The organism is Corynebacterium sp. ACRQP (assembly GCF_022345915.1).
Taxonomy (GTDB): Bacteria; Actinomycetota; Actinomycetes; order Mycobacteriales; family Mycobacteriaceae; genus Corynebacterium; species Corynebacterium lehmanniae.
On the sequence record NZ_JAKRMZ010000008.1, the window covers coordinates 72,301 to 89,189 of the forward strand.

Here is a 16,889-nt window from a genome sequence, read left to right on the forward strand (position 1 = left end):
CGGTAAGTATGCCCTACTGCGCGGCCGCATAAAAAGCCGTCAGCGCGCGCACGAAGTAGTCCATGTCGTCCACGCCGCACAGCTCGCGCGCCGAGTGCATGGACAACAGCGGCACGCCGACGTCCACCGTCGGCAGGCCCAGGCGTGTCGACGAAATCGGCCCGATGGTGGACCCGCACGGCACCGCATTGTTGCCGACGAACGTCTGGTGCGGCACGCCCGCCGCACGGCAGGCCAGGATCCACTCCGTCTCCGTGGCGGCGTTGGAGGCGTAACGCTGGTTCGCGTTGATCTTCAGCACCGGACCCTTGTTCACCAGCGGGTGGTGTGTGGGGTCGTGCTTGCCCGGGTAATTCGGGTGCACGGCGTGGGCCGCGTCGGCGGAGACTTGGATGGAACCCGCGATGATCTCGGCCGGGTCGCCGAAGCCTTGCGCCACCTTGGTCAGCACACGCTCCAGCAGCGGGCCTCCGGCGCCGGCGGTGGATGCGGAGCCGACCTCCTCGTGGTTGAAGGCCGCCAGCACCAGGATGTCCTCGGCGTCGTCCTTCGCCGCGAGCATCGCTTCCATGGAGGCCCAGACACTGGTGAGGTTGTCTAGGCGACCCGCTGCCAGCAGGTCGCCGATGACCTCGCCACGCTGCGCGTCAGCGGTGATGAGCTCGTGCGCCACGATGTCGCTGGCGCTGATGCCCGCGGACTCCGCGGCCAAGTCCAACAGCGGACGGTCCACGCCCAGGATGGGCTGGGTGTGCACCTGGCGGTCAATCTCCGGAACGTCGCCGCGGTAGAGGTGGATGGCCAAGTTGGGCACGCGCGCGACCGGGCCTGTGTTGACCAGGTGCTCGGTGCGGTCCGCGGTGACCACGCGGCCGGCAAACGTGAGGTCGCGGTCGAACCAGCTGGCCAGAATCGGCCCGCCGTAGACCTCCACCGGAACCTGGCGGAAGCCCTCGCGCACCACGTCCGGGTCCGGCTTGGCCATCAGCCCCGGCGAATCGGTGTGGGAGCCCACCACCCGGAAACGCGGGCGGGCATTTTCGGGTACCCACCAGGCGACCACGGCGCCGTCGCGCACGATGAGGTGGCCGCCGGGGGCGTGTGCGTCGTCGTCAAGCGAAAAGCCCTCCGCCTGCAACCTTGAGGCGACGTTGCTCGCGGCGTGGAATGCGGAGGGACTCTCGGCGATGAAATCGATGAACGGCTGTGTCATGGCTCCACTCTATGATGTTGGGCACCATGTCTGATGCCAGCACTCCCCCACGCCCACTAGCCATCTCGCCGTCGCGCGCCTCCGACTACAAGCGCTGCCCGCTGCAGTACAGGCTGCGCGCCATCGACAAGATTCCGGAACCGTCCACGGAGGCGCAGGTCAAAGGCACGCTGGTGCACGCCGTGCTGGAAGAGATGTTCGCCTGGCCGCGCGAGGAGCGCACCTACCCGGCGGCGGTAAAAAGGCTGAAGCCGAACTGGGAGAAGATGCGCGAAGAGGATCCCACTTGTGCGGAGCCGGTCGAGGACGAGTACCAGTTGCTTGTGGACGCTCGCACGTTGCTGCGCGGCTACTTCACCATGGAAAACCCGCTGGGCTTCGACGCGCACGCCCAGGAGATGCCGGTGGACTTCACGCTGCCGAACGGGGTGCCGGTCCGCGGATTCATCGACCGCGTGGATATCGCGCCCACTGGTGAGGTGCGCGTGGTCGACTACAAAACCGGCAAGAAGCCGCTGCCACGGTACTCGCAGGACGCGCAGTTCCAGATGCGCTTCTACGCGCTGGTGTACTGGCGCATGTTCGGGGTTGTGCCCACGCAGCTGAAGCTGATGTACCTGAAGGTGATGGACTCGATGATCCTCGCCCCCTCGCGCGAGGAACTGGAGTACTTCGAGCGCGATCTGGCGGAGCTGTGGTGGAAGATCGAGGCCGACGGTAAATCAGGCAACTTCCGCCCGCAGCAGTCCAAGCTGTGTGGGTGGTGCGCCTTCCAGCACCTATGCCCGGTCTTTGGCGGCACTCCCCCGGCCTACCCAGGGTGGCCGGGGTCGCGGGCGGAGGCGCGTAGCGACGGCGGCGCCCCCGAGGCCGGGCCCGAGGCCTAGAACAGGCCGGAGACCACGCCGTCGGCGTCGACGTCGATGTTGTTGGCGGCCGGCTGCTTGGGCAGGCCCGGCATGGTCATGACGTCGCCGGTGAGCACGAGCACGAAACCGGCGCCGGTGCGCGGGACGATGTTGCGCACGTGCAGCGTGTGGCCCTCCGGTGCGCCGAGCTGGGTCGGGTCGTCCGAGAAGGAGTACTGCGTCTTGGAGATGCACACCGGCAGATTGTCAAAGCCGTTGTCTTTGAGCGTCTGCAGGTCCTTCAGCGCCGCGGCCGAGTACTGCACGTCGGCGGCGCGGTAGATCTCCTTGGCGATGGTCTCGATGGACGCCTCCACGCCTTCGGCCGGATCGTAGAGCGGGTGCGAGGTGCCCTCGGTGAGGTTGTCCAGCAGAGTCTGAGCGAGCTCGAGCGCACCGTCGCCGCCCTTGGCCCACACGTCCGCCTCAGCCAGCGCGATGCCGTTAGCCTTGGCCCAGTTCTTCAGGAAGTCCAGCTCGGCCTCGGAATCGGTGGAGAAACGGTTGAGCGCAACCACCGGGGTCACGCCGAACTTGCGCACGTTTTCCACGTGGCGCTCGAGGTTGACAATGCCCTCCTCCAGCGCGGCGACGTTCTCGTTCGAAAGCTCCGCCTTGGCCACGCCAGCGTTGTGCTTGATGGAGCGCACCGTGGCCACGATGACGGCGCCGGCGACGTCGAGCTCGCCGTAGCGTGCCTTGATGTCGAAGAACTTCTCCGCGCCCAGGTCGGAGCCGAAGCCGGCTTCCGTGAGCACGATGTCCGCGTACTGCTGGGCGGTGCGGGTGGCAATCAGGGTGTTGCAGCCGTGGGCGATGTTGGCGAACGGCCCGCCGTGGATGAACGCCGGGGTACCGCCGAGGGTCTGCACGAGGTTCGGGTTGACAGCGTCCTTGAGCAGCGCGGCCATCGCGCCCTGGGCGCCGAGGTCGCCGGCGGTGACCGGCTTCTTGTCGTAGGTCAGGCCGATGGTGATGTCGGCCAGGCGCTGCTTGAGGTCATCCAGGTCCGTGGCCAGACCCAGAATCGCCATGATCTCGGAGGCGGCGGTGATGGTGAAGCCGGTCTCCGCCGGCACACCGTGCGCCGGGCCGCCCAGGCCGGTGACCACGTTGCGCAGCGCGCGGTCGTTGACGTCCAGGCAGCGCTGCCAGGTCACCCGGCGCGGGTCGATGCCGAGGGCGTTTCCCTGGTGGATGTGGTTGTCGATGAGCGCGGCCAGCGTGTTGTTGGCGCTGGTGATCGCGTGGAAATCGCCGGTGAAGTGCAGGTTGATCTGCTCCATCGGTACCACCTGGGAGTATCCGCCGCCCGCGGCGCCGCCCTTGATGCCCATCACCGGGCCGAGCGACGGCTCGCGCAGCGCGACCATGGCGTTCTTGCCCAGCTTCGCCAGCGCGTCCGTCAGGCCGATCAGCGTGGTGGACTTGCCCTCGCCCGCAGGCGTCGGCGAGACACCGGTGACCACGACGAGCTTGCCCGGCGTGTTCCCCGGGTTCTGGGCGATGTCCACCTTGGCCATGTGCTTGCCGTACGGGATCAGCGCATCGTCGGACACACCTGCCTTCGCGGCGATCTCCGTGATTGGGGCGAGCGAGTGGGCCTGGGCAATTTCGACGTCAGTCAACGGTTGTGCAGTCATGCACCTCACACTACAACGGCGCCGATGGCATAACCCAGAATCACGCTGACAAAGATGCACACCACACCCGGAACGAGGAACGGGTGGTTAAACACATACTTGCCAATGCGGGTGGAGCCGGTGTCGTCCATCTCTACCGCGGCGAGCAGCGTCGGGTACGTCGGCAGCACGAACAGCGCGGAGACGGCCGGGAAGGCGGCGAGCGCGGTCAGCGGGCTCACGCCAATCGCCAGCGCCGCCGGGATGAGCGCCTTGGCCGTCGCGGCCTGCGAGTACAAAAGCGATGCGGCGACGAAGAGCACGACCGCGAGCAGCCACGGCTTCGCGGTGAGCACGTCGCCGGCGATGCTTTGGATGTCTTCGATGTAGTAGTTGATAAACGTCGTGCCCAGCCAGGCCACGCCGAGCACGCACACACAGGCGGACATGCCGGAGCGGAACACCTGGGTGTTTAAGATCTCCGCCGCTGTCGTGCGCGTGACCAGCACGATGGCGGCCGCGGCGCCAAGCATGATGGCCATGATCGCTTCGTTGCGCGGGATGGTCGGGTCCGCAATCAGCCCAACCTGCTCCGAGATCAACGTGGCGTAGACCATCACGATCACAATCGCGGCGAGGAAGATGCCCACTGAGGCTTTCGCGCCTTGGGGCGGGACGTAGTGCTCGCGCGATGCGGGCTTTGCGACGAGACCGTCGGCCACCCGCTGGCGGTAGACCGGATCATCCTCCAGCTCCGCGCCGGACTTGTTGGCAATCCACGCCATGGGGAAGATCGCGAAGAACGTCGCCGGGATCATCACCGCCAGCAGTTGGAGGTAGCCCACGCCGAGCGGTTCCAGCGCCGAGGCCATGAACACCACCGCGGCGGAGATCGGCGAGGCGACAATGGCCATTTGGGACGCAATGACGGCAGCCGACAGCGGGCGCGAGGGCCGCACCTTGCCTTCCTTTGCCACCTCCACGATGACGGGCATGGTGGAAAACGCGGTGTGGCCGGTGCCGGCGAGCACCGTCATCAGCCAGGTGACAATCGGGGCGTACACCGTGATGCGCTTCGGGTTGCGGCGCAAGAAGCGCTCGGCCAAGTCCACCAGGTAGTCCATGCCTCCGGCGAGCTGCATCGCTGAGATGGCCGCGATGACGCACATGATGATGCCGATGACATCGAATGGGATGGCCTCTGCACTGACCGGCATCCCGGTTGCGCCGAGCAGCAGCACCCCGAGACCGCCGGCGAAGCCGATGGCGATAGAGCCCATCCGAGCGCCCACCACAATCGCCCCAAGGAGGATGATGATGTGGACGGCGAGTAACACGGCGGGCTCCTTCAGACAGTTATTAGGTCATCCCATTATCTGTCCGAAGGAGCCCGAAATGAAAATGCGGCCGGTGTGATGTTGCCTACGCCTCCAGGCTCGGCTCGTCGTCGACGTAGAGCTTGCCCCGGTACTCCGGGTGCATGAGGTTTTCCTTGCTCAGCAGCTTCTGCAGGTCCTCTTCCTCGATGAGCCCCTTCTCCAGCACCAAGTCGTAGACGCTCTTGCCAGTTTCCGCGGCCTCGCGGCCGATCAGGTCGCCGTTGTGGTGTCCGATCACCGGGTTGAGGTAGGTGATGATGCCGATGGAGTTGGTCACGTACGCCTCGCACACCTCCTTGTTGGCGGTGATCCCGGTGACGCACTTCTCGCGCAGCGTCTTCGCCGCGTTTGCCAGCAGGCGGATGGACTCGAACAGGGACTGGCCGATCACCGGCTCCATCACGTTGAGCTGGAGCTGGCCCGCCTCGGAAGCCATGGAGATGGTCACGTCGTTGCCGAAGACCTTGAAGCAGACCTGGTTGACCACCTCGGGGATGACCGGGTTGACCTTTGCCGGCATGATCGAGGAGCCCGCCTGGCGCTCCGGCAGGTTGATCTCGTTGAGGCCGGCGCGCGGGCCGGAGGAGAGCAGGCGCAGGTCGTTGCAGATCTTGGACAGCTTCATCGCGGCGCGCTTGATGGCACTGTGCATCATCACGTAGCCGCCGGTGTCGGAGGTCGCCTCGATCAGGTCCGGGGACGCCTGGATGTCCAGACCGGTGACCTCGCGCAGCGCGGAGACCACCTGGTCGCGGTAGCCGCTCGGGGTGTTGATGCCGGTGCCGATGGCGGTAGCACCCAGGTTGACCTCCAGCAGCGAGTCGGCCGCGCCGCTGATGGTGCGCTGCTCCTCGGCGAGGTTGGCGCCGAAGGCGGTGAATTCCTGGCCCAGGGTCATCGGGACAGCGTCCTGAAGCTGGGTGCGGCCCATCTTGATGATGTCGGCGAACTCATCGCCTTTCGCACGCAGCGCCTTCTGCAGCTCGTCGAGCTCCTCCAACAGCCCCTGTACGGCGTAGTACACGCCGAGCCGGAAACCGGTCGGGTACGCGTCGTTGGTGGACTGCGACATGTTGACGTCGTCGTTCGGGTTGATCACCGAGTAGTCGCCCTTTTCGCGGCCGATCAGCTCGAGCGCGAGGTTGGCTACCACTTCGTTGGTGTTCATGTTCAGCGATGTGCCCGCGCCGCCCTGGAAAACGTCGATCGGGAACTGGTCCATGCACACGCCCTCGTCCAGGATCTTGTCGCAGGCCGCGATGATGGCCTCGGACTTGTCCTTGGGCAGAGCGTGCAGGCGGCGGTTCGCCATCGCGGTGGCTTTCTTCACCTGCACCATGCCGCGAATGAACTCCGGCACGTCGTTGACGGTGCTTCCGGAGATCTGGAAATTGTCCTTGGCGCGCTGGGCGTGGATGCCGTAGTAGACGTCGGCGGGGACCTCGGCGGTGCCGAGAAGGTCTTCTTCAGTACGAGTGCTCATGAGCGCCACTATACGTAGCGCGACGCTTGCAGACGGGCGTTGTATACCCCCGATTTATGCCTGTCGAGCTGCAGAAAACCAACCGTCCACGTCATCGGCGCCCGCACCGACGAAGTTGTTCGGGTCGAACTTCGTCACACCCGCGGGAACCTCATCCGCCAGCCCCAGCACCGCGCAGCCTGCTGCGGCCCCGGCGGACATGCCGTGCCAGGAATCCTCCACCACGAGGCACTCCCCCGGCGCCGCGCCCGCGCGGCAGGCGGCCTCGAGGTACATATCGGGCGCCGGCTTGGAGCGCTTCACCTCGTCGCCGGTAATCGTGCCGGCGAAAAACTCACGGCCGATCGCGTCAATGCACGGATCCGCCACCACGCGCTCTGTGTTCGTGCAGATGAACATCGGCGTGCCCCGCTGCGCAAGCGACTCGAGCACGCCGCCGATGCCGGGGTTGAGCTCGATGCCCTGCGCGAACAACTCCGCCATACGGTCGAACATCCAGGTGCGGTAGCGCTCCAGGTCGCCGTCTCGAAGCTCGTAGCCCGCCCACTCGGCCACCACGTTCAAGGTGTTGGGGAAGCTGCCGCCGATGGTCTTGGCGCGCACCTCCGGGGTGAGCGGGCGGCCGAGCAGCTCGCCGAGCTCGAAGGTGGCCTTGCCCCACAGCGGTTCAGTGTCGATGAGGGTGCCGTCCATGTCCCAGAGGACGGCGGCCGGCCTACTCAAGTTCCGGAAGCTCGTTGAGAGCCTCGTCCGTGGCGCCGGTGGCGGCCGCCGCGCGGAACACCAGGGTCTCGATGTCGGCCTTCTCCTCCGGTTCAAGCACCGCGTTGGCGTGCTTTTCGTTGAACTCCTCGAGGTTCCCATAGAACGGTGCCACGACCTTCACCAGCGCGTCACCCTCAGGGTCGTCGCCGATGAGGTCGAGGGCGTCCAGGAACATCTCCAGGAGCTTCTTCAAATCCGGCAGCACCGCCGGGTCGAAGGGCTCTTCCCACAGGTCCTTGTCCTCGTCCTGCAGGTAGGATCCGGTGGCGAAGGTGGTTAGGTCGTCGATGAATTCGTCTACCTCGGGCTGAAACTGGGCCCGAATCGAGTTGTCCGCAGGTGCGCTCATGCGCCCCATTGTGCGTGAGACGCGTTAAATGCGCACCCCGAGCAGCCCGTCGAGGGCGGTGGCGATGATCTGGTTGCAGTCGCCGGCCACGCCGTCGAGAAGCGAAAGTGCCTCCGGGGTGTTCAAATCGTCCGCAAGAATTGCGCGAAGCTTATCGACGACTTCCGTCGCCTCCGCCTCGCTCACCTCGCCGGCGAGCTGCTCGCGCCAACGTGCGAGGCGCTCCTCGGCCCCGGCCAGGATCGCGTCGGAGAAGTCCCGGTCCTCGCGGTAGTGGCCCGAAAAGACGGCCAGGCGGATCGCCGACGGGTCGTGGCCCGCCTCCGAGAGCTTGTGCACGAACACGAGGTTGCCCAGGGACTTAGACATCTTCACCCCGTCGAGGGCGATCATGCCGGCGTGAACGTAGTGGCCGGCCATTCGCTCGACCTTCAGCGCGGCCTCAGCGTGCGCCGCGGAGAACTCGTGGTGCGGAAACGCAAGGTCGGAACCGCCACCCTGGATGGAGAAGTGGCTGCCGAGACGGTTGGTGGCAATCGCGGAGCACTCGACGTGCCAGCCCGGCCGGCCCGGGCCGAACGGCGAGTCCCAGGCGGGCTCGCCCTCGCGGTGGCCGCGCCACACCAGCGCGTCCAGCGGGTCGCGCTTGCCTTCGCGGTCCGGGTCGCCGCCACGTTCCGCGAAGTACTCCTCCATTGTGGCGCGGTCCAAGTTGGACTCGTAGCCGAACTGCTCGGTGGCGTCGATGGAGGCGTAAATGTCGCCATGGTCGAGCTCGTAGGCGGCGCCGGCGTCGAGAAGCTGCTGCACCATTGCGATCACCTCGTCGACGGACTCCATCGCGCCGATGTAGTCGCGCGGCGGGATCACCGACAGGATCTCCATGTCGCTGCGAAACAGGTCGATCTGGCTGGTGCCAAGTTCGCGCCAGTCCACCCCATCGCGCTCGGCGCGCTCGAACAGCGGGTCGTCCACGTCCGTGATGTTCTGCACGTAGTGGACCTTGTGCCCGTTGGCGATGAGTTGGCGCTGCGCAAGGTCGAAAGTGAGGTAGGTGGCGGCGTGGCCGAGGTGAGTGGAGTCGTACGGCGTGATGCCGCAGACGTACATCCCCACCTCCCCGTTCGCGTCCGGGGTGGTGTCTACTTCCTTGACGCGCTGATCGGCGGTGTCGTAGAGCTTCAGCGCCACCGGGGTGCCGGCGACTGCGGGTACGGACGGGTCGGGCCAAGCATGCATGCGCACAACCCTACAACTACGCGGCCATCACGCCAGTGCCGAGCAGGGCCATGACGAGAAGGCCTAGCGGAATGCGGTAGGCGGCGAACCACGCGAACGAGTGGTTGGACACGAACTTCAATAGCCACGCGATCGAGATGTAGCCGACCACGAAGGCGATGCCGGAGCCGACGAGCAGCTGCAGGCCGCTCGCCGCCTGGCCCGCCTGAGGGTCGAAAGCGTCCGGCAGGGAGAACAGCCCGGAGGCCAGCACGGCGGGGATGGCCAGTAGGAAGGAAAAGCGGGTGGCAACTTCGCGGTCGAGGTTGAGGAAGAGGCCACCGGAGATGGTGCCGCCGGAACGCGACACACCCGGAATGAGCGCCAGGCACTGCCACAGACCCATCACAACCGCGTCCTTCATGGTCAGGTCCTCGAACCCGCGAGTTTTCTTGCCGCGGCGCTCGGCCAGGATGAACACCAGCGAGAACAGGATCAGCACGGTGGCGGTGATCCACAGGTTGCGGAAGTTCTCGCGGATCAAGTCCTTGAGCAAAACGCCAGCGATGCCGACCGGGATGGTGCCGGCGATGACCATCCAGCCCATGTGGTAGTCGAAGTTCCGCTTGGACTTGTCCGCTAAGCCGGCGAACCAGGCGGTGAGGATGCGCCAGATGTCTTTGGCAAAAAACACCAGCACGGCCAGCTCGGTGCCCAGTTGGATCACGGCGGTGAAGCTGGCGCCGGCGTCTTCGCCCCAAAACAGTTGGGAGACGATGCGCAGGTGGCCCGAGGAAGATACGGGCAGAAACTCGGTGAGGCCCTGGACGATGGACAGGACGATCACCTGCACCCAGGACATGGTGGTGGCGGGATCAGTCATGGCGAAAGACACTACCCCGCCTCATTAGCCATCGCGGTACGCGACGGGCGCGTTGCTAGGCTTTGGCCTTGTGAATGCTCGTCTATTAGCCCCCAGTTCCCGCCTCCGCTTCGCCGCGGCCTCCAGCGCAGTCATGGCTGCCCTGACCTTGAGCGCCTGCGGCGCGTCTCCCTCCGCAAAAATCGAGGAAGCTGGCGGTGAGGCCGCTGCGAACATGGGCAGCGCCGAGCCTGTGCAGTCCCCGCAGTCGCAGGACCCGGCGGGCACCATGGTGGACTCCGAGCCGGTGCGCGATATGGACGTCACGAACGGCCGCATCGGCGTTCGCACGGACAACGCGCTGACCATCGGCACGCTGGAAGAGATCCAGCAGGGAAAGGCCACCCGCCACGAGCTGGATGCCTCCTGCGGAGAGGCTTCTGCAAACGCCGGCACCTTCGCGCTTGCCTGCGCGGGCGAGATCAAGCTCTTCGGCGACCGGGAGGAGACTATCGCCACGGATAAGCCGGTCACGGTGGCCACGGTGGCGTCGACAGGCGAGGTGCTCGCAGGCAGCGACACTGAGCGCAAGGTGTGGGTCTTCGACGGCGGAGAGCTGAAAGACACCATCGACGTCGCACGCGAGACCGATCAGCTCCAAGCTGTGCAGGTGGACGGCCAGCGCGATTCGGTGGTGCGCACCAACCGCTTCGACACCACCATCCAGGACATCGACTGGAACGGCTCGCGCCAGGGCGGCACCCTGCGCGTCGGCCTGGGCGTGGGCAAGGTGCGCGGCGGCGAGCACGGCCTGGTGCTGGCCGCGGATTCGACCGGCAACCAGCTCCACGTCTACACCACGGACGACATCATCCGCCTCCAGCAGTCGGCACCCGTGCCGGAAGGACCCTGGGACGCCGCGTGGGATCCCGCGCAGCGCCTCGCGTGGGTCAGCTCGCTGGCCAGCAACACCGCCACCGGCTACGACATCTCCCAGGGCATTCCGGTGAAGCGCAAGCACTTCGCCACCGTCGCAGATGCCCAGAGCATCATTACGCTTGACGACGGCACCGTGGTCGCCGCCTCCGCATCCGGCGACGGCATCCAGATCGTCTCCCCCGCCGACCAGACCGAGAGCAACTAGGAGATTCACCCGTGACGCTCTACGACCGCGCACTCAAGCTCATGTTCCTGCTGCCGCCGGAGCGCATCCACGGCATCATCAGCGGCGCCCTGCAGACGCTGCACCTGGCCACCCCTGTCAACCGTGTTATGGAAAAGGCCGTGCGCGTGCACGACCCGGTGCTGCGCCAGACCGTTTTCGGCGTGGACTTTCCCGCCCCGCTGGGGCTGGCGGCCGGCTTTGACAAGAACGCCGAGGCGATCGACGCGTGGGGCGCGATCGGTTTCGGTTACGCCGAGATGGGCACCGTGACCCCGAAGTCCCAGCCGGGCAACCCCACTCCCCGCTTGTTCCGCCTGCCGGAGGACAAGGCGATTTTGAACCGGATGGGCTTCAACAACAAGGGCGCGCTCGTGGTCGCCGACAACCTCCGCGCGCGGCGCTCCCGCGACGTGGTGGGCATCAACATCGGCAAGAACAAGACCTCCGAAGATGCCGTGGCGGACTACCGCGCCACCGCGACCCTTCTGGGTCAGCTTGCGGACTACCTGGTGGTCAACGTCTCCTCCCCCAACACGCCGGGCCTGCGCGACCTGCAGGCGGTGGAGGAACTCCGCCCGATCCTGGAGGTGGTGAAGAAGTCCACCACCACCCCGGTGCTGGTGAAGATCGCGCCGGACCTTTCCGACGACGACATCGACGCCGTCGCCGACCTCGCCGTCGAGCTGGGCCTGGCCGGCATCGTGGCCACCAACACCACCATTTCCCGCGACGGTCTGAAAACGCCCGCTGCCAAGGTGGAGAAGATGGGCGCGGGCGGGATCAGCGGAGCCCCGTTGGAGAAGCGCTCGCTCGATGTGCTCAAGCGCCTGAACGAGCGCGTGGGCGACCAGCTGGTGCTGGTCAGCGTCGGCGGCATCTCCGCGCCCGAGCAGGCGTGGGAGCGCATCGCCGCGGGCGCGAGCCTGCTGCAGGGCTACACGCCGTTCATCTACGGCGGGTTGGGCTGGATCCGCGGCATCCACCGCGGGATCGCCACGCAGATCAAAGCCCACGGCCTGGACTCGATTGAGCAGGCCGTGGGCAGCGGGCTGGAGTGGAAAGCGCTCTAAGCGTGACCGGCTGCGCTGCGGCGCAGCACAACCGCGCAGAGTCCGGCGGCGAGCGCCCAGCCGATCAGCCAGAACGGCGTGGTGGCCATCAGCTCGGTGTCGGGCGCGATGAAGCCGAGCCCGATGAGCACCACGGCCACGATTAGCGCGCCGACCTGGGTGCGTGAGCCTTCCTGCTTGGTGTTGTAGGTGGCGAAGGCGCCGACGATGGCGACCGCCGCGATGATGGAGAGCACCTGCGGGGTGACGGGGAACGCGGCGTCGCCTCGAAGCAGCGCCAGCACGGCGTAGAGCACGAGCACGAGTGCGATGCCCATGAACGCGCCGCCGACGCGGAGTTGCACTGGAACCATTCGGCGAATCTTACTGGTTTTCGTACCAGCCCCAGATGATTGCTCGGCCGAGCGAGTGGAAGTTCAGGTTGAAGCCGAGCTGGGTGGGGTTGGCAATCTCGTCTGCGGGCAGCTCCGTGTCCACCGCGTGGACAGCGAACAGGTAGCGGTGCGGGCCGTGGCCGGCCGGCGGGTTGGCGCCGTAGTAGCCCTGCACGCCGCTGTCGCCGGTGAGCACCACCGCGCCGACACCGAGGTCGTCCTTCGCACCAGCGCCGGAGGGCAGCTCGGTGACGTCAGCCGGGATATTGAACGCGGACCAGTGCCAAAAGCCAGAGGCGGTCGGCGCGTCCGGGTCGAAGCAGGTCACCGCGTACGTCTTGGTGCCCTCCGGGGCGCCGGACCAGGACAGCTGCGGGCTGGTGGCGTTGTCGCCGGCAAGCGTGTCGGCGAGGCGCTCGCCGTCGACGATGTCCTCGGACGTGATGTCGAAGGACGGCACGTCCGCAAGCGGGGCGTACGGGTCGGGGCCGGGGAAACGGTCGGAAACATAATTTGCAGTCATGCCCCCATTCCTACCGGAGAGCTAGTGACCGCCGCCACTCCACGCGGCGAACAGTTGCGCGTATCTCCCGTCGGCGGCGACGAGTTCGGTGTGGGTGCCGTCCTCGATGATGCGTCCGGCGTCCATGACCAGGATCCGGTCCGCGGACGCCGCCTGGTCCAGACGGTGCGCCACCACCAGCGCCGTGGTGTCCGCGGTAATCCTCGCGGCGGCGTCTTCCAGCGCGTTGGTGGCGTCGCTGCCGGCTTCTGCCGTCGCCTCGTCCAGGATGAGAACCTTCGGGCCTGAGAGCGCCACGCGCGCGAGCGCGAGCTGCTGCTCCACCTCCGGGGGCAGGTCCTCCGCGCCCGCGCCGACGGCGGTGTCCAGCCCCTTCGGGAACATGCGCGCGAACTGGGTGCTTTCGGGGTCGAGCCCGACGCTTGCCAACGCCCGGTGTAGGTCCTTGTCGGTCGCATCCTGTGCGGCCATCGAGAGGTCCTCGCGCAGGGTGCCAGCGAACAGGTGGACGTCCTGGGTGAGCAGGGTGACGTTCTTGGCGGTCCACGTGTCGCTGACCTGCGAGGTATCCACGTTGCCCACCCGGATGCGCCCGGAAGTGGGCTCCACTAGCCCGGCGATGAGCGCGGCAAGCGTGGACTTGCCGGCGCCCGAGGTGCCCACCAGCGCCGTGGTTGTTCCCGCCTCGAGCGTGACAGAGAGGTCCTCCAGCACGTTGGCGCCGCCCGGGTACGCGAACGAGACGTGGTCGACCGCCACGTCCACAGGTGCGGTCAGGTCCGCCGGTACGGCCGTGGAGTCGCGTCCGTCCGCGAGCTTGGCCAGGCTCACCGCGCGGCCCACGGCAGTGGCCGCGCCCTGCAGCTCCCCGACGAAGAACAGCGCGTTGAACACCATGACTTCGGCGCGGATGACCATGAACACCGCAGCACTCGCCTGACCCGGGCTGATGGCACCGGCCGTCGCGAGCCACGCGCCGACGCCAAGCGTGAGCAGCACCCACGCGGCGAAGGCGACCTGGCCGATTCCCATGAGGCGGACGAACCAGGGCACGCGGTCCATCTCAGCTTCCACCGCACCCCAGGAGGTCCGCCGCATCCGGGCCAAGGCCCAGCGCTCGAGGTCGAAGGCGCGCAGCGTGGGCAGGCCCCGGACGGTGTCCAGCAGCACCGCGTTGCGACGCGCTTCCGCCACGCTCACCGCGTTGGAAGCATCCGGGATGGCGCGGACCACCGCGCGGGCGAACGGATAGGTGCAGATGCAGATCAGAAGCAGGATCCCGGCGAAGCGGACGTCGATAAGCAAAAGCCCGATGAACGTGATCGGGAAGACGAACACGGTGGTGAGCACGCGCGAGCCGATGGCGGTGATGGTTTGGACGACGTCGTCGATGTCCTTGGTCATGCGTGTGATCACGTTGCCGGTGCCGAGCTCCATCACCCGCGGCACGGGTGCGCGCAGGATCGCGTCGAGGCAGCGGCGGCGCAGATCGATGGACGCGCGGGCGACTTTCTGGCCTACCACGAAGCTGCCGAGGGCCCGCAGGAACATCTCGACGAGCATGCAGGCCAGCGCCAGGCCGACAGTCCATACGAACGCGCGGGTGCCGGTGCCCAGCAGTGGCACTGATCCGCCGGTGAGCGGGTCGACGCTGCGGCCGAACAGGTTCGACTGCGTGGTGTAGACGGCGACGATCAGCGCCTGGATGATCAGCAAACCCGCCCACCAGCGCTTGTCCAGAGCATTGGGTAGCGCAGACAGGTACGCGAAGGTCTCCTTCACGCTCGCGGGGGCGACCGCGTCAGTGCGTTCGTACTCGCGCCGCATCTACGCCACCTCCAATGCGGTGCCAGCGTGCTGCCACGCGGCGTTTCCGGTGATGACCACGGTGGTCTTGTCCGCCCTGAGCGCGGCGACGGCTGCCACGACGTCCGCCTGTGTCACGGAATCGAGGCCAGTGGTCGGGTCGTCCAGGATGAGCACCTCCGGGTCGGCGGCGAGCGCCCTGGCAAGCGCGACGCGCTGGCGCTGCCCGCCGGAAAGGTTCAGGCCGGCCTCCCCCAGCGGCGCGTCCGGCAACTCGCCTGCTTCGTTGATACCGCCGAGCCTGCGCAGAATGTCCTGGCAGTGGGCGGCGGCGAGCGCCTGTCTAACGACGTCCTCCGGCACATCCCCGCGCGGGTTCACGTTGTCTGCGATGGTGCCCTCAAACACGTTGACGGTGTGCGGCGGGAACAGCACGTCTGCGCGCTGCGCCCACGCGGCGGCGGTGGCGTAGGAACGCTCCGCCGGCTCGAGAATCCACAGACCCGCGCCTGGGACCGGGGTGTCTGTCGGCTCAGGCCCCGCCGCGTCGTCGCCCGCGTGGTGCAGCTGCTCGATGCGTTGACCGCTCGCCACGGCCCTGCCCCACCCACTTGCCAGGTCGCCGAACGCGAAGCCCGCCATGTTCAACGCAGGCGGCACCAACAGTGCCACAGATGTCAGCTGCCCCGGGGTGATCTCCCCGCGCAGCGTCATCCACGCGCTCAAGCCCACGATGGCAAGGTTGCACAGCCACGCCACGCAGAACCTGGCAAAACCCAGCCAGACCTCCACACGCAGGTGCGTGAGCATCAACCGCTTCGCCTTCGCCGTTTCCGAGTGAAAACGTGTTGCCACGGTTGCGCCCGCGCCGAGGCCTTTGACGGTGCGGATGCCTTGCGACGCATCCGTGGCCAAGCCAGCAACATCAGCCTCTGCGGCGCGGCGCTTCAGCGACACCCGCGTCACCGGCCCCGCGGTCCACGCGGCGAACAGAGCGATGATTAACGCGCTCGCCGGGATGGCCAGCGAGATCCACGGGGAGACCGACCACATCGCCACCATCGCGCCGGCCGCGTAGCCGATGGCCATCAGCGGAAACGACAGCAGCTCACGGTAGCGACCGACGGTGTTCGCGTCCGCGTCGATGGTGTTGAGCACCGTGCCGGGGCTCATCGCTCCCGCTCCGCGGCGCAGCACGCCCGAGGACAGGTGCTGCTGCGCGTTGTGGGTCACGCGGCGCACCGAGGCTGTGGCCAGGCCATCTCCGGAGGCCTCACCGACGAACTGGATGATGAAGATGCCGACCAGCACAGCGAAGAGCCACCACGTGTTGAACTTTTCTTCCCCCACCAGGCCGTCCACGATCATGCCCACCACTACCGGCACAAAGGCGGCGATGCCGGAGCCGATGAGGTAGCTCAGAATGTGCAGCACCAACGCGCCCGGATATGCGCCAACCATGTCCCTGACCACCCGGTTCCCGCTGCTCCAGCGTGCCGGATGGAGCCGTGCCGGATCGTCCGCTGGCGGCGCGGGCGGGACGAACCAGCTGTACGTCTTCATTCTGCGCGGCGGTGGCATCATTCTGGAAAATCTAGCAAATATTCAGGGTTGTACTGGCGATTTGGCGGTTCAATCGCCCCGCCCTATAGTTATGCGAGTGCCCAGCCGAGAGGCTGAAAAACACCCTAAGCCCGGGTGGCGGAATGGCAGACGCGCTAGCTTGAGGTGCTAGTGTCCTATTAACGGACGTGGGGGTTCAAGTCCCCCTCCGGGCACCACCGGAACACCCCGACGCAGATCTTGCGGCGGGGTGATTTTAATTTTTCCGCCCACAGCTACGTCCAGGGTTAAACGACAAAAAGTGTGTCTGGCTCGGCGTGTCGTGGGGGTTAGATTTGGCCTTTTTGGATGCCGATTGAGTGGGTGTAGTCGGTGTCGATAGCGTTGTCGTAGAGGGCTGGTCGTCCGGTTTCGTGGTCGGCTTGGTTCTCGTTTCGGGTCAGGGTGGATACTTTGGCGAGTTGGCCTTGGCCCCAGTTGGACTGCCTGGCGATTCGTACTGGATCGTCAGGCAGTTCCGTTTTTAAGTAGAGCCACCAATCCAGCATGCGGCGTTGTCGTTCGCCTGATCTGCCGCGGTGGGTTCTGG

14 protein-coding genes, 1 tRNA gene and 3 pseudogenes are annotated in these 16,889 nt (G+C 66.6%); 4 read left to right on the plus strand and 14 right to left on the minus strand.

All coding sequences use genetic code 11. The annotated features are described in order from the left end of the window. Nucleotides 1-13: 13 nt before the first annotated feature. Nucleotides 14-1,213, minus strand: coding sequence for a M18 family aminopeptidase (locus MHY23_RS04790; RefSeq protein WP_239306611.1), 1,200 nt, complete (start codon nucleotides 1,211-1,213; stop codon nucleotides 14-16). Nucleotides 1,214-1,239: 26 nt separating this feature from the next. On the opposite strand from MHY23_RS04790, the gene MHY23_RS04795 reads away from it, so the two are divergent. Continuing rightward, nucleotides 1,240-2,100, plus strand: a complete 861-nt coding sequence (locus MHY23_RS04795; RefSeq protein WP_239306612.1) for a RecB family exonuclease — start codon at nucleotides 1,240-1,242, stop codon at nucleotides 2,098-2,100. Here MHY23_RS04795 and MHY23_RS04800 read toward each other — a convergent pair. From MHY23_RS04800 to MHY23_RS04830, 7 genes are all read right to left on the minus strand, one after another. Continuing rightward, complete coding sequence (locus tag MHY23_RS04800) at nucleotides 2,097-3,764, minus strand: formate--tetrahydrofolate ligase (protein ID WP_181888429.1); 1,668 nt, start codon at nucleotides 3,762-3,764, stop codon at nucleotides 2,097-2,099. The genes MHY23_RS04795 and MHY23_RS04800 overlap by 4 nt on opposite strands. 5 nt (nucleotides 3,765-3,769) lie before the next feature. Beyond that, complete coding sequence (locus MHY23_RS04805; protein WP_181888430.1) at nucleotides 3,770-5,080, minus strand: anaerobic C4-dicarboxylate transporter family protein; 1,311 nt, start codon at nucleotides 5,078-5,080, stop codon at nucleotides 3,770-3,772. An 85-nt stretch (nucleotides 5,081-5,165) separates the two neighbouring features. Next, on the minus strand, nucleotides 5,166-6,605 hold the full coding sequence (aspA, locus tag MHY23_RS04810) for an aspartate ammonia-lyase (RefSeq protein ID WP_239306613.1): 1,440 nt from the start codon (nucleotides 6,603-6,605) through the stop codon (nucleotides 5,166-5,168). A gap of 54 nt (nucleotides 6,606-6,659) precedes the next feature. Next, nucleotides 6,660-7,328, minus strand: a complete 669-nt coding sequence (locus tag MHY23_RS04815) for an HAD family phosphatase (protein ID WP_255713868.1) — start codon at nucleotides 7,326-7,328, stop codon at nucleotides 6,660-6,662. Next, nucleotides 7,321-7,719, minus strand: a complete 399-nt coding sequence (locus MHY23_RS04820; RefSeq protein WP_239306614.1) for a hypothetical protein — start codon at nucleotides 7,717-7,719, stop codon at nucleotides 7,321-7,323. Before MHY23_RS04820 ends, MHY23_RS04815 begins: the two co-directional genes overlap by 8 nt. Nucleotides 7,720-7,743: 24 nt before the next feature. Then, complete coding sequence (gene mshC, locus MHY23_RS04825) at nucleotides 7,744-8,958, minus strand: cysteine--1-D-myo-inosityl 2-amino-2-deoxy-alpha-D-glucopyranoside ligase (RefSeq protein WP_239306615.1); 1,215 nt, start codon at nucleotides 8,956-8,958, stop codon at nucleotides 7,744-7,746. A 16-nt stretch (nucleotides 8,959-8,974) separates the two neighbouring features. Next, nucleotides 8,975-9,820, minus strand: coding sequence for an undecaprenyl-diphosphate phosphatase (locus MHY23_RS04830; protein WP_239306616.1), 846 nt, complete (start codon nucleotides 9,818-9,820; stop codon nucleotides 8,975-8,977). Between the two features lie 70 nt (nucleotides 9,821-9,890). Here MHY23_RS04830 and MHY23_RS04835 point away from each other — a divergent pair, with 70 nt between their 5' ends. Together MHY23_RS04835 and MHY23_RS04840 are read left to right on the plus strand one after the other, a co-directional pair. Then, on the plus strand, nucleotides 9,891-10,943 hold the full coding sequence (locus MHY23_RS04835) for a hypothetical protein (RefSeq protein WP_239306617.1): 1,053 nt from the start codon (nucleotides 9,891-9,893) through the stop codon (nucleotides 10,941-10,943). An 11-nt stretch (nucleotides 10,944-10,954) separates the two neighbouring features. After that, nucleotides 10,955-12,034: a quinone-dependent dihydroorotate dehydrogenase gene (locus tag MHY23_RS04840; RefSeq protein ID WP_239306618.1), complete on the plus strand. Its 1,080-nt coding sequence runs from the start codon at nucleotides 10,955-10,957 to the stop codon at nucleotides 12,032-12,034. Here the strand turns inward: MHY23_RS04840 and MHY23_RS04845 are convergent. From MHY23_RS04845 to tetA, 5 genes and pseudogenes are all read right to left on the minus strand, one after another. After that, a complete protein-coding gene (locus tag MHY23_RS04845) occupies nucleotides 12,031-12,387 on the minus strand; it encodes a hypothetical protein (RefSeq protein ID WP_239306619.1) in 357 nt (118 codons plus the stop codon). The genes MHY23_RS04840 and MHY23_RS04845 overlap by 4 nt on opposite strands. Nucleotides 12,388-12,397: 10 nt before the next feature. After that, nucleotides 12,398-12,931 (minus strand): YbhB/YbcL family Raf kinase inhibitor-like protein, encoded by a 534-nt coding sequence (locus MHY23_RS04850; protein WP_239306620.1) that lies wholly within the window; start codon nucleotides 12,929-12,931, stop codon nucleotides 12,398-12,400. Nucleotides 12,932-12,952: 21 nt separating this feature from the next. Further along, a pseudogene (locus MHY23_RS11975) lies at nucleotides 12,953-13,649 on the minus strand (ATP-binding cassette domain-containing protein); the annotation flags it as partial. A 219-nt stretch (nucleotides 13,650-13,868) separates the two neighbouring features. Next, nucleotides 13,869-14,758: pseudogene (locus tag MHY23_RS11980) on the minus strand (ABC transporter transmembrane domain-containing protein); the annotation flags it as partial. Then, the gene (gene tetA / locus MHY23_RS04860; RefSeq protein WP_370645818.1) at nucleotides 14,759-16,321 is read right to left on the minus strand and encodes a tetracycline efflux ABC transporter TetAB subunit A; all 1,563 of its coding nucleotides are present in this window, start codon (nucleotides 16,319-16,321) and stop codon (nucleotides 14,759-14,761) included. It abuts the pseudogene before it with no gap. A 108-nt stretch (nucleotides 16,322-16,429) separates the two neighbouring features. Here tetA and MHY23_RS04865 point away from each other — a divergent pair. After that, nucleotides 16,430-16,518 (plus strand) — tRNA-Leu (locus MHY23_RS04865). Between the two features lie 111 nt (nucleotides 16,519-16,629). Here the strand turns inward: MHY23_RS04865 and MHY23_RS04870 are convergent. After that, nucleotides 16,630-16,889 (minus strand): annotated as a pseudogene (locus tag MHY23_RS04870) (IS256 family transposase); the annotation flags it as partial.

Excerpts from the sequence above, each read along its gene's own strand:
- aspA (WP_239306613.1), bottom strand. The coding sequence starts at position 6,605 with ATGAGCACTCGTACTGAAGAAGACCTTCTCGGCACCGCCGAGGTCCCC.
- MHY23_RS04850 (WP_239306620.1), bottom strand. The coding sequence starts at position 12,931 with ATGACTGCAAATTATGTTTCCGACCGTTTCCCCGGCCCCGACCCGTAC.
- MHY23_RS04800 (WP_181888429.1), bottom strand. The coding sequence starts at position 3,764 with ATGACTGCACAACCGTTGACTGACGTCGAAATTGCCCAGGCCCACTCG.
- MHY23_RS04795 (WP_239306612.1), top strand. The coding sequence starts at position 1,240 with ATGTCTGATGCCAGCACTCCCCCACGCCCACTAGCCATCTCGCCGTCG.
- MHY23_RS04790 (WP_239306611.1), bottom strand. The coding sequence starts at position 1,213 with ATGACACAGCCGTTCATCGATTTCATCGCCGAGAGTCCCTCCGCATTC.
- mshC (WP_239306615.1), bottom strand. The coding sequence starts at position 8,958 with ATGCATGCTTGGCCCGACCCGTCCGTACCCGCAGTCGCCGGCACCCCG.
- tetA (WP_370645818.1), bottom strand. The coding sequence starts at position 16,321 with ATGATGCCACCGCCGCGCAGAATGAAGACGTACAGCTGGTTCGTCCCG.
- MHY23_RS04830 (WP_239306616.1), bottom strand. The coding sequence starts at position 9,820 with ATGACTGATCCCGCCACCACCATGTCCTGGGTGCAGGTGATCGTCCTG.
- MHY23_RS04845 (WP_239306619.1), bottom strand. The coding sequence starts at position 12,387 with ATGGTTCCAGTGCAACTCCGCGTCGGCGGCGCGTTCATGGGCATCGCA.
- MHY23_RS04820 (WP_239306614.1), bottom strand. The coding sequence starts at position 7,719 with ATGAGCGCACCTGCGGACAACTCGATTCGGGCCCAGTTTCAGCCCGAG.